This is a genomic window from Nocardioides albus, assembly GCF_014648255.1.
GTDB lineage: Bacteria > Actinomycetota > Actinomycetes > Propionibacteriales > Nocardioidaceae > Nocardioides > Nocardioides albus.
The window spans coordinates 88,708-102,188 of the sequence record NZ_BMQT01000013.1 but is presented as its reverse complement, the minus strand read 5'-3'; the positions used below and the strand labels follow the sequence as shown (position 1 = coordinate 102,188).

At 67.8% G+C, this 13,481-nt stretch carries 13 protein-coding genes; 12 read left to right on the top strand and 1 reads right to left on the bottom strand.

Annotated features, from left to right (window positions below; genetic code table 11):
* The first annotated feature begins 4 nt into the window (after positions 1–4).
* The 12 genes from hemL to IEY84_RS23600 all read left to right on the top strand — a co-directional run bounded on the left by hemL (position 5) and on the right by IEY84_RS23600 (position 12,306).
* Positions 5–1,345, top strand: coding sequence for a glutamate-1-semialdehyde 2,1-aminomutase (hemL, locus tag IEY84_RS23655; protein ID WP_183543174.1), 1,341 nt, complete (start codon positions 5–7; stop codon positions 1,343–1,345).
* Positions 1,342–2,013, top strand: coding sequence for a histidine phosphatase family protein (locus IEY84_RS23650; protein ID WP_183543175.1), 672 nt, complete (start codon positions 1,342–1,344; stop codon positions 2,011–2,013). The genes hemL and IEY84_RS23650 overlap by 4 nt, the downstream gene beginning before the upstream one ends.
* Before the next feature lie 35 nt (positions 2,014–2,048).
* On the top strand, positions 2,049–2,615 hold the full coding sequence (locus tag IEY84_RS23645) for a TlpA family protein disulfide reductase (protein ID WP_183543176.1): 567 nt from the start codon (positions 2,049–2,051) through the stop codon (positions 2,613–2,615).
* Complete coding sequence (locus IEY84_RS23640) at positions 2,612–3,370, top strand: cytochrome c biogenesis CcdA family protein (protein WP_183543177.1); 759 nt, start codon at positions 2,612–2,614, stop codon at positions 3,368–3,370. The genes IEY84_RS23645 and IEY84_RS23640 overlap by 4 nt, the downstream gene beginning before the upstream one ends.
* Positions 3,367–4,965, top strand: a complete 1,599-nt coding sequence (gene resB, locus IEY84_RS23635; RefSeq protein WP_229788951.1) for a cytochrome c biogenesis protein ResB — start codon at positions 3,367–3,369, stop codon at positions 4,963–4,965. The genes IEY84_RS23640 and resB overlap by 4 nt, the downstream gene beginning before the upstream one ends.
* Positions 4,958–5,959 (top strand): c-type cytochrome biogenesis protein CcsB, encoded by a 1,002-nt coding sequence (gene ccsB / locus IEY84_RS23630; RefSeq protein WP_183543178.1) that lies wholly within the window; start codon positions 4,958–4,960, stop codon positions 5,957–5,959. The genes resB and ccsB overlap by 8 nt, the downstream gene beginning before the upstream one ends.
* The gene (locus tag IEY84_RS23625) at positions 5,956–6,276 is read left to right on the top strand and encodes a DUF4229 domain-containing protein (protein ID WP_183543179.1); all 321 of its coding nucleotides are present in this window, start codon (positions 5,956–5,958) and stop codon (positions 6,274–6,276) included. Before ccsB ends, IEY84_RS23625 begins: the two co-directional genes overlap by 4 nt.
* 17 nt (positions 6,277–6,293) lie before the next feature.
* Positions 6,294–6,914, top strand: a complete 621-nt coding sequence (locus IEY84_RS23620) for a maltokinase N-terminal cap-like domain-containing protein (protein ID WP_183543181.1) — start codon at positions 6,294–6,296, stop codon at positions 6,912–6,914.
* Positions 6,915–7,240: 326 nt separating this feature from the next.
* Positions 7,241–8,308: a multiple monosaccharide ABC transporter substrate-binding protein gene (gene chvE / locus IEY84_RS23615; protein ID WP_183543183.1), complete on the top strand. Its 1,068-nt coding sequence runs from the start codon at positions 7,241–7,243 to the stop codon at positions 8,306–8,308.
* Positions 8,309–8,383: 75 nt separating this feature from the next.
* Positions 8,384–9,916, top strand: a complete 1,533-nt coding sequence (mmsA, locus tag IEY84_RS23610; RefSeq protein ID WP_183543185.1) for a multiple monosaccharide ABC transporter ATP-binding protein — start codon at positions 8,384–8,386, stop codon at positions 9,914–9,916.
* A gap of 6 nt (positions 9,917–9,922) precedes the next feature.
* Complete coding sequence (gene mmsB / locus IEY84_RS23605; RefSeq protein WP_183543187.1) at positions 9,923–11,209, top strand: multiple monosaccharide ABC transporter permease; 1,287 nt, start codon at positions 9,923–9,925, stop codon at positions 11,207–11,209.
* Positions 11,210–11,430: 221 nt separating this feature from the next.
* Entirely contained in the window at positions 11,431–12,306 is an 876-nt protein-coding gene (locus IEY84_RS23600; protein ID WP_183543188.1) for a 1,4-dihydroxy-2-naphthoate polyprenyltransferase, read from the top strand.
* Positions 12,307–12,408: 102 nt separating this feature from the next.
* Here IEY84_RS23600 and IEY84_RS23595 read toward each other — a convergent pair whose 3' ends face one another.
* Positions 12,409–13,419 (bottom strand): type IV toxin-antitoxin system AbiEi family antitoxin domain-containing protein, encoded by a 1,011-nt coding sequence (locus tag IEY84_RS23595; protein ID WP_183543189.1) that lies wholly within the window; start codon positions 13,417–13,419, stop codon positions 12,409–12,411.
* Positions 13,420–13,481 lie beyond the last annotated feature (62 nt).

Here is a 13,481-nt window from a genome sequence, read left to right as displayed (position 1 = left end):
GGGAGTGCCTGACGACATCTCACCCCTGTCCGCAGCGGCATCCGAAGCGCTCTTCGCCCGCGCGAAGGCCGTGACGCCGGGCGGTGTGAACTCGCCCGTCCGCGCCTTCAACGCGGTCGGCGGGACGCCGCGGTTCATCCGGGAGGCGAAGGGAGCGTGGCTGACCGACGTCGATGGGAACGACTATGTCGACCTGATCTGCTCCTGGGGCCCGATGCTGCTGGGCCACGCCCATCCGGAGGTCCAGGCGGCGGTGCTGGAGGCGGTCACGCGGGGCACGTCCTACGGGACGCCGACGACCCCTGAGGTCGAGCTCGCCGAGGAGATCGTGAGCAGGGCACCGGTCGAGAAGGTGCGGTTCGTCAGCAGCGGCACCGAGGCGACGATGAGCGCGATCCGCCTGGCGCGAGGATTCACCGGGCGCGACGTGATCCTGAAGTTCGCCGGCAACTACCACGGTCACGTCGACTCGCTGCTGGCCAGCGCCGGCTCCGGGCTGGTCACCCACGCGATCCCCGGCACCCCGGGCGTACCCGAGAGCAGCACCGAGCTCACCGTCGTGCTGCCCTACAACGACCGTGCCGCGGTCACGGCGGCCTTTGCGGAGTACCAGGGCCGGGTGGCCTGCCTGATCACCGAGGCCTCGCCCGGCAACATGGGCGTCGTCCCGCCGGAGCCCGGCTTCAACCAGTTCCTGAGCGAGACCTGCACGAGCAACGGCGCCCTGTTCATCTCCGACGAGGTGATGACCGGGTTCCGGGCGAGCAACCAGGGCCAGTGGGGCCTGGACGGCAAGCACGAGGGCTGGACGCCCGACCTGGTCACCTTCGGCAAGGTGATGGGCGGTGGCTTCCCGGCAGCGGCGTTCGGCGGCCGCGCCGACGTGATGGCCTCGCTCAGCCCCGACGGGCCGGTCTACCAGGCCGGGACGCTCTCGGGGAACCCGGTCGCGACCACTGCCGGCCTGACCACGCTGCGGCTGGCGACCGACGAGGTCTACGCCCACATCACCGAGGCCGCCGACGTCGTGAAGGCGGCGATCGAGGAGAGCTTCACCAAGGCCGGTCTCCCGCACGTCATCCAGTCCACCGGCACGATGTTCTCGGTCTTCTTCACCGACAGGCCGGTGCGCAACTTCGACGAGGCCAAGACCACCGACGAGACGGCGTACAAGGCCTTCTTCCACGCGATGCTCGACCAGGGCGTCTACCTGCCGCCGAGCGCGTACGAGGCCTGGTTCCTCTCATCTGCGCACGACGAGCGAGCCGTGGCTCAGATCGTCGAGGCGCTTCCGTACGCTGCTGACGTCGCTGCAAAGGCGCAATCGATCACCGGAGGGGAATGAGCATGGAGACCACCGTCCACCTGTTGCGCCACGGCGAGGTGCACAACCCGGAGGGGATCCTCTACGGGCGTCGACCGGGATACAACCTCTCCGAGCTCGGCCTGCAGATGGCTGAGCGGGTCGCCGACCGGATCGCCGGTCAGGACATCACCCACGTCATCTCCAGCCCGCTGGAGCGAGCGCAGCAGACCGCTGGCCCGCTGGCGAAGGCGCTCGGCGTCGACATCTCCCTCGACGAGCGGGTGCTCGAGTCGGAGAACCTCTTCGTCGGCAAGAGCTTCAAGGACGGCCTGGGGCCGCTGAAGGATCCGAAGGTCTGGCCGAAGCTGATCAACCCGTTCAAGCCGTCGTGGGGCGAGCCCTACCTGGAGATCGTGGCCAGGATGATGGCCGCGATCCATGACGCGCGAGACCTGGCCCGGGGCCACGAGGCGGTCATCGTCTCCCACCAGCTGCCGATCTGGACCACCCGTCTGCACGTCGAGGGCCGCAGCTTCCTGCACGACCCGCGCCACCGCCAGTGCGCGCTGTGCTCGCTGACCTCGCTGCACTTCGTCGACGACGAGTTCGTCGCGATCTCCTACAGCGAGCCGGCCGGCGACATGCTGCCGGCGAAGGACAAGTACGCGCCGTTCTCGGCCGGCGACGCGGAAGATGCGGAAGATTAACGAGGCTCTCAGGTTTGTCAGGAACCATCCTGCATGTGCGTAAGAAGTTGGGTGGCCTCCTCCTCACGGTGGTGATGGTGGGGCTGCTGGCCGCGTGCGGGCAGACCGGGACCAACGAGGCCGGCTACATCTCCGGTGACGGCCGCACCCAGGAGATCCCGGTCGCCGATCGTGGCGAGCCTGTCGAGCTCGTCGGTGAGACCCTCGACGGCAAGCCGTTCGACCTCGCCGACACCCGTGGCAAGGTCACGGTGCTCAACGTGTGGTGGACCGGCTGCGGGCCGTGCCGCAAGGAGATGCCGATGCTCCAGGCCGCCTACGAGGAGCTGGGTGACGAGGTCGCCTTCGTCGGGATCAACACCCGTGACGCATCGGCGGCCCAGGGCCAGGCGTTCGAGCGGCACTATGGCGTCGAGTACCCGTCGGTCTACTCGCCCGACGGTGCCGCCGTCCTCGCACTGAAGGGCTCGCTGGCGCCTCGCGCCATCCCGGCGACCGCGATCCTCGACACCGAGGGGCGCGTGGCGGCGCTGATCCGCGGCGAGATCCCCTCCGCGCGCACGCTCGACGAGCTGATCTCCTCTGCGGGGAAGTCCGCATGACCGACTGGTTTGCGAGCACTGCCGGGAGCGGGTCGCTGCTGCTGGCGGTGCCGATCGCGCTGCTGGCCGGCTTCCTCTCGTTCGTCTCGCCGTGCACGCTGCCGATGCTCCCGGGATACCTCTCCTACGCCACCGGCCTGTCCGGCGCCGACCTCGCCTCGGGTGATGTACGCCGCGGCCGGATGCTCGCCGGAGCCCTGCTCTTCGTCGCCGGGTTCTCGGTGGTCTTCGTCCTGCTCGGCATCACGGTGGGCGGGATCGCCTTCAAGCTGCTCGCGTTCCAGGAGACCGGCACCAAGATCCTCGGCGTGCTCTCGATCATCATGGGGATCGCGTTCATGGGTTTCATCCCGCTGCTCCAGCGCGATCTGAAGTTCCACAAGGTGCCTGCCGTCGGCCTGGCTGCCGCGCCGCTCCTCGGATTCCTGTTCGGGCTCGCCTGGACCCCGTGCACCGGGCCGACGCTCGGCGTCATCGCCGGGCTCGCCTGGGATCAGGGCACCGCCGCACGCGGTGGCCTGCTGCTCGCGGTCTACGCCCTCGGGCTCGGCATCCCGTTCGTGCTCGTCGCGGTGATGTGGCGCAAGGCCACGGTCGCGCTGGGCTGGTTCCGCCGGCACACTCGTGCGGTCACGATCATCGGTGGCGTCGTGATGATCCTGATCGGGATCGCCATGCTCACCGGCTGGTGGGACAACGGCATGCAGTGGCTGCAGGTCCAGGTCGTGCAACGCTGGGAGGGCATCGCGCTGTGAGCACTCAGGCAACCGACAAAGGCCGCTCCGACCAGGAGAGTCAGCACGTACGCCGCCCGGGCGAGCTCAACGCCCGCGAGCTGGCGCGCTGGGGCTGGCGTCAGCTGACCTCGATGCGTACGGCACTGATCCTGCTTCTGCTGCTCGCGCTCGCGGCCGTCCCCGGCTCGCTGATCCCGCAGGACGGGGTCGACTCGCTCAAGGCCGACCAGTGGCGCGAGGCGCACACGACGCTCACCCCGATCTACGAGAAGCTCGGCCTCTTCAACGTCTACTCCGCGCCGTGGTTCGCGGCCATCTACCTGCTGCTGATGGTCTCGCTGGTGGGCTGCATCATCCCGCGGTGCCTGGTCTACGCGCGGGCCATGCGGGCTCAGCCGCCGGCGACGCCGGCCAGGCTGACGCGGCTGCCCGACTCCGCGACGTACGTCACCGACGAGGAGCCCGCGGAGGTGCTCGCCGCGGCGCGGAAGCAGCTGCGCGGCTACCGCATCCGGAAGGACGATGACGGCGATTCCGTCTCGGCGGAGAAGGGCTACCTTCGCGAGGCCGGCAACCTGGTCTTCCACATGTCGCTGATCATCGTGCTGGTCGCGTTCGCGACCGGGAGCCTGTTCGGCTACAAGGGCGGCGTGATCGTGCTGGTGGGGGAGGAGTACGGCTTCGCCAACGAGATGTCGCAGTACGACGACTTCAAGCCCGGCTCGCTCTTCGCCCCCGAGGACCTCGACGACTTCTCCTTCAAGATCGACGACTTCAAGGCCGAGTGGCTGGGCACAGGGCCGGGTGCCGGGACGGCTCGCGGGTTCGAGTCGAACATCCGCTACACCGCGGGGACCGACGACGAGAAGAAGTACGACCTCAAAGTCAACCACCCGCTGACCGTCGGTGGGACCGACGTGTTCCTGCTCGCCCACGGCTATGCACCGGTGATCACGGTGCGCGACGGCGAGGGCAACGTCGCCTACTCCGGTCCGACGGTCTTCCTCCCGCAGAGCCAGAACCTGCTCTCCTTCGGCGTCGTGAAGGCGCCGTACGCCTCGCCAGAGGAGATCGGCTTCCAGGGCCTGTTCTACCCGTTCATGGGCACGGTCGACGGTGAACCGGTCAACCTGATGGGCGACATCGGCGACGGGTCGAACGCGATGCTCTCGCTGCAGGGCTTCCGCGGCGACCTCAACCTCGACGCCGGGCCCCAGTCGGTCTACGCGCTCGACACCTCCAAGGCCCACATGATGTCCCCCGACGAGAGCGGGAAGGCGTTCAACCTGCGCCTCGGAGAGACGGCCGAGCTGCCCGACGGGCTGGGCTCGGTCTCGTTCGACGACGTCCAGCAGTGGAACCGGGTGCAGATCTCGAAGTCGCCCGGCAAGGAGTGGGCGCTCCTCGGCGTATCGCTCGCTCTGGTGGGGCTGCTCGGGTCCCTCTTCATCCGTTCGCGACGGGTCTGGGTTCGCGCTCGCCGTGTCGACGGGCGCACACTGGTCGAGGTCGCCGCCCTCGACCGCTCTGGCGGTGGAGACACGGCGTCGGTCGTCACCGACCTGGTCGAGAACCTACGAGGCGCGCGAACACAGGAGGAGAAGGATGTCTGACCACACCTGGGGAGTTCTCAGCAACCAGGCCATCACGGCCGCTGGGGTCGTCTACTTCTTGGCGCTGCTCTGCGCGCTGGTCGAATGGTCGTCCTGGCTCTCGCGCGCCAAGGCCACCGCCGCGACGAAGGAGCTCGTCGGTGCGGGAGCCCCGGCAGACGAGGCGGTCGCGACCGATCCCGCTGATGACGTACGCGAGTATCGGGCCGCTCTCTTCGGCCGGCTGAGCCTGATGCTGACCGCGATCGCGGTGGTTTGTCACCTGGTGGCGCTGGTCGCCCGTGGCATGGCCGCAGATCCCAACCGCGTGCCGTGGGGCAACATGTACGAGTTCACGATCTCGGGCTCGTTCGTGGTGGCCGCTGCGTACGTCGTCCTCTACCGTCGGCTGAAGCTGGCCTGGATGGCGCCGTGGGTGCTCGGGTTCACGGTCGTGGTGCTGATGCTGGCCGTGGTCGGGCTCTACGAGCCGGTCGCGCCGCTGACCGAGGCGCTCAACTCCTACTGGCTCGTCATCCACGTCATCGCCGCGATCATCGCCACCGGCGGGTTCACGCTGGGCGGCATCGCCTCGGCTGCGTACCTGCTCAAGTCGCGCTTCCCCGACGCCACGCTGCTGGCGCGGGTGCCCGAGTTGGAGGCGCTCGACCGGGTCTCCTACCGGATCCACGCGTTCGCGTTCCCGGTGTGGACCTTCGGGGTGCTGATCTCGGGTCCGATCTGGGCGCACGACGCCTGGGGCTCCTACTGGAACTGGGACCCGAAGGAGGTCTGGGCGTTCATCACCTGGGTCGTCTACGCCGGCTACCTGCACGCCCGCGCGACCGCCGGGTGGAAGGGCAAGAAGGCGGCGATCGTGGCGCTGATCGGGCTGGCCACGCTCTGGTTCAACTTCATCGGCATCAACTACTTCTCCTCGACGTCGCAGCATTCGTACGCGGCCCCGGCCGCCCCGGCGGTCGTCGAGCTCATCTCCCAGGGAGCCTCGCAATGAAAGAGTTCTTGATCTACACCGGCCTGCGGCTGCTCTCGCTGGTCGCCACCTTCGGCATCGTGGCGGGCGTCTGGTCGCTGGTCGCGGGCGAGGTCGACATCTTCCTCGCGGTGATCGTGGCGTTCGTGATCAGCGGCGTGCTCTCCTTCTTCGTGCTCGACCCGCAGCGCCGGGCCTTCGCCGAGAAGGTCGAGGCCCGGGCCGCGAAGGCGGTCGAGGCCGCGCGCGCCAAGGAGGACGCCGAGATCGACACCGAGGCCGACGGCGGGACCGACAAGGCCCCCAACGGCGAAGGCGATAGCCACAAGGTCTCCTGACCTGTTAGACAACGGTCATGTCGATCGTTCACAAGGCCACGCTCACCCCGTCGAAGTCCGAGATCTTCGGTGCCTGGCTCGCCGTTCAGCCCTGGTGCGAGGGTGAGCTGACCCGCACGATCGGCTCCTACCGGTTCGACGACCCGGCCGGGCGGGTCGGGATCGAGTGCGTGCTCCTCGAGGTCGGCGACGCCGTCGTCCATCTCCCGGTCTCCTACCGTGAGGCTCCCCTCGAAGGCGCTGATGCCTTCCTGATGGCGACCACCGACCACTCCGCGCTGGGGACGCGCTACGTCTACGACGCCTGCGCCGACCCGGTCGCCGTCCGGACGCTGCTGGCGGCCGCGCTCACCGGCGCGACCCAGGAGCCGATGGACGTCTACGACCAGGGTCGGCTGGTGGAGCGGCGCGACGCCGTCGTCACCGCGGTGGGCAGTGGCTCGTGGTCGCCCGACGCCGTGCCGCACCTCGACGGTGTCACCATCCGCTCCCATGAGGCGGCCCCCCACGTCGAGGCGGGCGGATTCTCGGTCGTCGTGAAGCGTGTCGTCGACGGCTCCGACGCCGAGGGTGAGGAGTCGCTCGAGGTCGTCTGGCCGGGCGGGTCAGGCACCCTGCTGGCGGTCAGCCACCTCTGACTTCGCTTCGCGGGTACGACGGGACGTACCTGTCCGTTACTCGTCGGTAGACCGACTGAAACGTCCCGTCGCGTCGGCGAGCGGGCTGTCTGTGGATTGCCTGTGCGGGCGTAGATGATCAACGGAGCCTCCCGTAAGTCACGAGTCGGAAACATCGGCGTCCTGCACTTGACGCATTCGGACTCGAAGGGGCAGCCTGTCCCGATGTGAGCGTTCACATCTGTGATGTGGCCCACCTGGAGATCGGCCCGTGCGCCGGTCCCCGGCACCCCCGACAGCGGCGCGTTTATGAACCGACGTGGCCGTAGATGAAATGGAGCAGGTAAGTGCGCAAGGTACTCACCACGATCACCGCGGCAGCGCTTGCGCTCGGCCTGGCGGCATGCGGCGGCGACGGCGGCGGCGAGGGCGGCGACAAGGGCACCGTCGGTGTGGCCATGCCGACCAAGTCCTCGGAGCGCTGGATCGCAGACGGCAACAACATCAAGAAGCAGCTCGAGGCCGAGGGCTACAAGGTCGACCTGCAGTACGCCGAGGACGACATCCCCACCCAGGTCTCCCAGGTCGAGAACATGGTCACCAAGGGCGTCGACGTCCTCGTGGTCGCCGCCATCGACGGCACCGCGCTCGGCGAGGTCCTCGAGACCGCTGAGTCGCAGGACATCCCGATCATCAGCTACGACCGCCTCATCCGCGACACCAAGGCCGTCGACTACTACTCGACCTTCGACAACTTCCAGGTCGGTGTGCAGCAGGCCACCTCGCTCGTCGACGGTCTGAAGGCCAAGGGCGCGGGCCCCTACAACGTCGAGCTCTTCGGCGGTTCGCCCGACGACAACAACGCCACCTTCTTCTGGGACGGCGCCATGTCGGTGCTCGAGCCGCTGATCAAGTCCGGCGAGATCGTCATCCCCTCCGGTCAGACGGACTTCAAGCAGGCCGCGATCCTGCGCTGGGACCCCGCCACCGCGCAGAAGCGCATGGAGGACATCCTCACCAAGACGTACGCCTCCAAGAAGGTCCAGGGCGTGCTCTCGCCCTACGACGGCCTCTCGCTCGGCATCATCGCCGCGCTCAAGGGCAACGGCTACGCGACCGCCGACCTCCCGGTCGTGACCGGTCAGGACGCCGAGGTGCAGTCGGTGAAGTCGATCAACGCAGGTGAGCAGTACTCCACGATCTTCAAGGACACCCGCGAGCTCGCCGAGGTGACCGTCGACATGATCGTCGCCGTCGGTGCGGGCGAGAAGCCCGAGGTCAACGACACCGAGACGTACGACAACGGCGAGAAGGTCGTTCCGTCCTACCTCCTCGACCCGGTCGTGGTCACCAAGGACGACGTCACCAAGGTGCTCGTCGACTCCGACTACTACACCGCCGACGAGATCAAGTAGCACCCGTACGCGGCGTGGGCCCGGGTCCCTCCGGACCGGGCCCACGCCGTCATCTGGCCAGATAGCAGGAACCACATGACCTCACCGATCCTGGAGATGCGCGGCATCACCAAGGAGTTCCCGGGCGTCAAGGCGCTCGCCGACGTCAACCTCGTCGTCAACCGCGGTGACATCCACGCGATCTGCGGTGAGAACGGCGCCGGCAAGAGCACCCTGATGAAGGTGCTCAGCGGGGTCTACCCCCACGGCACCTACAGCGGCGACATCGTCTTCGAGGGCGAGACCGCCAAGTTCGGCAACATCCGGCAGAGCGAAGCCGCCGGCATCGTGATCATCCACCAGGAGCTCGCCCTCATCCCCGAGCTCTCGATCGCGGAGAACATCTTCCTCGGCAACGAGACCGCCAAGCGCGGCATCATCGACTGGGGCCGCGCCAACCGCGAGGCGATCGACCTGCTCGCGCGGGTCGGCCTGCGGGAGAACCCGCTGACGCCGGTGAAGAACCTCGGCATCGGCAAGCAGCAGCTGGTCGAGATCGCCAAGGCGCTCTCGAAGAAGGTCAAGCTGCTCATCCTCGACGAGCCGACCGCCGCCCTGAACGACGACGACTCCCAGCACCTTCTCGCGCTCCTGGAGGGGCTGAAGGAGAAGGGGATCACCTCGATCATGATCAGCCACAAGCTGAACGAGATCGAGCAGATCGCCGACGAGATCACAATCATCCGCGACGGCCAGAGCATCGAGACCCTGTCCGTCGCCGACGGTGGCGTGGACGAGGACCGGATCATCCGTGGCATGGTCGGCCGCGACCTCGAGAACCGCTTCCCCGACCACACCCCCTCCATCGGGGAGGTCCTCTTCGAGGTTCGCGACTGGACCGTCATGCATCCGCAGGACAGTCACCGTGAGGTCATCCGCCAGGCCAACCTGTCCGTGCGGGCCGGCGAGATCGTCGGCATCGCCGGGATGATGGGTGCGGGACGTACGGAGCTGGCTCGGTCGATCTTCGGGCGCTCCTACGGCTCCCGGACGACCGGCTCGCTGCTCCTGGACGGTGAGGAGCTGACCCTCAACACGGTCACGGCCGCGATCGATGCCGGCATCGCGTACGTCTCGGAGGACCGCAAGGGCCTCGGGCTCAACCTCATCGACGACATCAAGACCTCGGTCACCGCGGCGGCGCTGAAGAAGCTGCGCTCCGGGCTCGTCGTCGACGAGCACAAGGAGGTCGTGGTCGCCGAGGGCTACCGCAAGAACCTCAACATCAAGGCGCCTTCGATCACCGCCGGTGTCGGCAAGCTCTCCGGCGGCAACCAGCAGAAGGTGGTGCTGTCCAAGTGGATGTACACCGACCCGAAGCTGCTGATCCTCGACGAGCCGACCCGGGGCATCGACGTCGGCGCCAAGTACGAGATCTACGGGATCATCCAGGAGCTCGCCAGCAGCGGTCGCGGCGTCCTGGTGATCTCCTCCGAGCTGCCCGAGCTGCTCGGTCTGTGTGATCGCATCTACACGCTCGCCGAGGGCGTGATCACCCATGAGTTCGACCGCTCAGAGGCCACCCAGGAGTCCCTGATGCGTTATATGACCGCGGACGCGAGGAAGTAGCACCCGATGAATGCCCTGCTCAACACGCTGCGCGGGAACGTCCGCCAGTACGGGATGATCATCGCTCTGGCGGCGATCGTCATCCTCTTCCAGATCACCACCGACGGCGTGCTTCTCAAGCCGCTCAACGTGTCGAACCTGGTCGTCCAGAACGCCCAGATCCTGATCCTGGCCATCGGCATGGTGATCGTGATCGTGGCGCGCCACATCGACCTGTCGGTCGGCTCCGTGGCTGCCTTCGTCGGCGCCGCGTCGGCGATCATGATGACGCAGTACGACTTCCCGTGGTGGCTGGCCGTCTTCCTCGGCCTGCTGATCGGCACCGCGATCGGTGCCTGGCACGGTTTCTGGGTGGCGTACGTCGGGATCCCGGCGTTCATCGTCACGCTGGCCTCGATGCTGCTCTTCCGCGGCCTGACCCTGGTCGTGCTCAAGGGCGCCACCGTCGGTGGTCTGCCCGAGGAGTTCAAGGCGATCGGCAACGGGTTCCTGCCCGAGATCGGGCCGGACACCGGGTTCCACAACCTGACGATGATCATCGCCGTCGCGGCGGTCGCGGTGCTCATCGTCCTCGAGGTGCGGCGCCGGTCCGCGCAGGCGGCGTACAACTTCGACGTCCTGCCCTTCCCGCTCTTCGTGGTGAAGCTGGCGCTGCTGACGATCGTGATCATGTACTTCGCCTACCTGCTCGCCGACGCGCGCGGTCTGCCGATCGTCGGCCTGATCCTCGGCGGCCTGATCGTCGTCTACACGTTCATCATGAACAAGACCGTCTTCGGTCGGCACGTCTACGCGATCGGCGGCAACGTCGACGCGGCCACGATGTCCGGCGTCAACACCAAGCGTGTCGACTTCCTGGTCATGATGAACATGGGTCTGCTCTCGGGCCTGGCGGGCCTGGTCACGACTGCCCGTCTGACCGCGGCCAACCCCAAGGCCGGCGTCAACTTCGAGCTCGACGCGATCGCAGCCGCCTTCATCGGTGGTGCGGCCGTCACCGGTGGTGTCGGCACCGTCATCGGCGCGATCATCGGTGGTCTCGTCATGGGTGTCCTCAACAACGGCATGTCGCTGCTCGGTGTCTCCATCGACTGGCAGCAGGCCATCAAGGGCCTCGTGCTGCTGCTCGCCGTCGCCTTCGACGTGTGGAACAAGCGCCGCACCGCCGGGTCCGGTGGCGCGGGTGCCGAGGCCGCCGAGCCGAGCGCTCCGCCGCCCGACAAGCTGGCCGAGGAGATCGAGGCCATGGAGGCCGAGCTGAGCGTCGACTCCAACGATCCGCCGAAGACCTGATCCTCCCGAACCCCCACCCCGCGACCCCTGCCTCCCCCCGGGCAGGGGTCGCTGGGTTTTCGGGGTGGGCGCGCGCGGTGCGCGGGGGCTGGCGGCGGGGTTGGTTCGTGTAACACGCTGTTCGTGGGTCTATCCGGTCGTTATAACGGGCGAGTAGACCCACGAACGACGTGTTACATCCCCGCGAGACCCGCAACAGACCCCCGGTGTTGAATAGCGGGGTGGCAACTTCCGCTCAGTGGCTCCAGGGAGCCCGACCTCGCACACTCCCCGCGGCGCTCGCGCCGGTCATCGCCGGGACAGGGGTGGCTGCGTACGCCGGTGGCTTGGTCTGGTGGAAGGCGCTGCTCGCGCTCGTGGTTTCGCTGGCGCTCCAGGTCGCGGTCAATTACGCCAACGACTACTCGGACGGGATCCGCGGCACCGACGACGACCGCGTGGGACCGCTGCGGCTGACGGGCTCCGGCCTCGCCACGCCGGCGGCGGTCAAGCGCGCTGCGTTCATCGCCTTCGGGATCGCCGCGGTCGCGGGTCTCGTGCTGGCGCTGACCTCCGCCTGGTGGCTGATCCTGGTGGGGCTGGTCTGCATGATCGCCGCCTGGTACTACACCGGCGGCTCCCACCCCTACGGCTACGCCGGCCTCGGCGAGGTCATGGTCTTCGTCTTCTTCGGTCTCGTCGCCGTCATCGGCACCACGTTCGTGCAGACGCTTTCCTGGGAGTGGGGTGCGCTGTGGGCCGGCGTGGGCATCGGCGCGATCACCTCCGCGCTCCTGGTCGCCAACAACCTCCGCGACATCCCCGGTGACACCGAGTCCGGGAAGGTCACCCTCGCCGTGCGTCTCGGTGACGCGCGGACCCGCTGGCTCTACGTTGCCCTGGTGGCCGTCGCTGCCGTCTCCGTCGTGCTCGTGGCGCTGACCACGTCCTGGTGGACGCTGCTCGGTCTCGGGTTCCTCGTGGTCGCCGCCCAGGGCGTTCGCACCGTCCTCGACCGCGCCAACCTCGGCCCGCGTCTGATCCCTGTCCTCCAGCAGACCGGGCTGGCCACGTTGGTGTGGGGGCTGCTCGTCGGCGTACCTCTGCTGTTTGTCTGAGCGCCGGCGAACGGTGTAACACGCTGTTCGTAGCACTATCCGGTCGTTCTTTTAGGGCGAGTAGTACTACGAACGACGTGTTACATCCCCGGCAGGCGCCGCTCATGCCGCCTCCGGGCGACGCACGCGGAATCGCTCGAGGTCGGAGATATCGGTGCCGAAGGCTCGGCATGTGGTCAGGTACTCGCGGGCCAGACGGTCCTTGAGGAGGCCGCGGTTGCGGCCGAAGAGGTCGACCCACCCGACTCGCGACATTCCGAGATGGAAGCCGTGAGCCCAGTCCTGCCGCGCCTTCTCCTCAGCCAGGACGTCATCGACCGAGCGGAGCGCCAGGCCACCGTCTGCTGCGGGGACGTACTTGCCCCGGCCATCGAACTCGAAGAGGTGACGGCCCACGCGCAGGTCGAACCTGGCGGTGCGTACGCCGTCCGTGATCTCGAACTGCGTCTCGATCCCGGTCAGTCCCAGCTCTTCGAGTACGTCACGGGTGAGTGACTCCCCGACTGACTCGGCGCCCGGGGCGGAGAGGTCGATGGCTTCGATCGCCAGCCGGCGATTGGGCCAATGTCTCATGCGATCGAGGACGTCCCAGAGCTCGTCGACCGAGACCCCCATCTGCCGGGCAGAGTCGACGGCCACGACACCATACGGTCGACCGTGCTCGCGAGCGATGTCGATCGCGGTCCGGGCGAGGCTGAGGACCTCGAATCCGTTCACCTGAACGACCTGAGCATCGAGGTAAGGCGCGAGATGGTGCTTCACGCCCCACTTGTTGTGAGTGCCGACGACGGGGCGGCGAGTGACGTGGGTCTGCGGCTTTCTGGGCAGGAGGATGCCCATGTCGAGCTCCAGCGCCGCAGTGTCGTGACTTCGGACGAACGGGACGGTGATCGCGGCGCACGCGGCCCGGTCGAGGAGCCGCTGCTTGTCGGTGGGCAGCCTGACGCTCTCGACGTAGGTGCGTTCGGCGTAGACCCCCCGACGTACGACGGTCCACGTGCCCTCCTCGACGTGCCGGTGGATCGCGTTGAGGTCGAGGCCGGCCGCGAGCGCTTGGTCGCGGGTGATGAGGCCGTGGTTGGCTGCCATGGTCGCCTGGATGCGCGGGTTCATGCCACCACCCTGCGACCCGCCGCGGACAACCGCAGGCGCCCATCGCCGCATTGTGGATAACC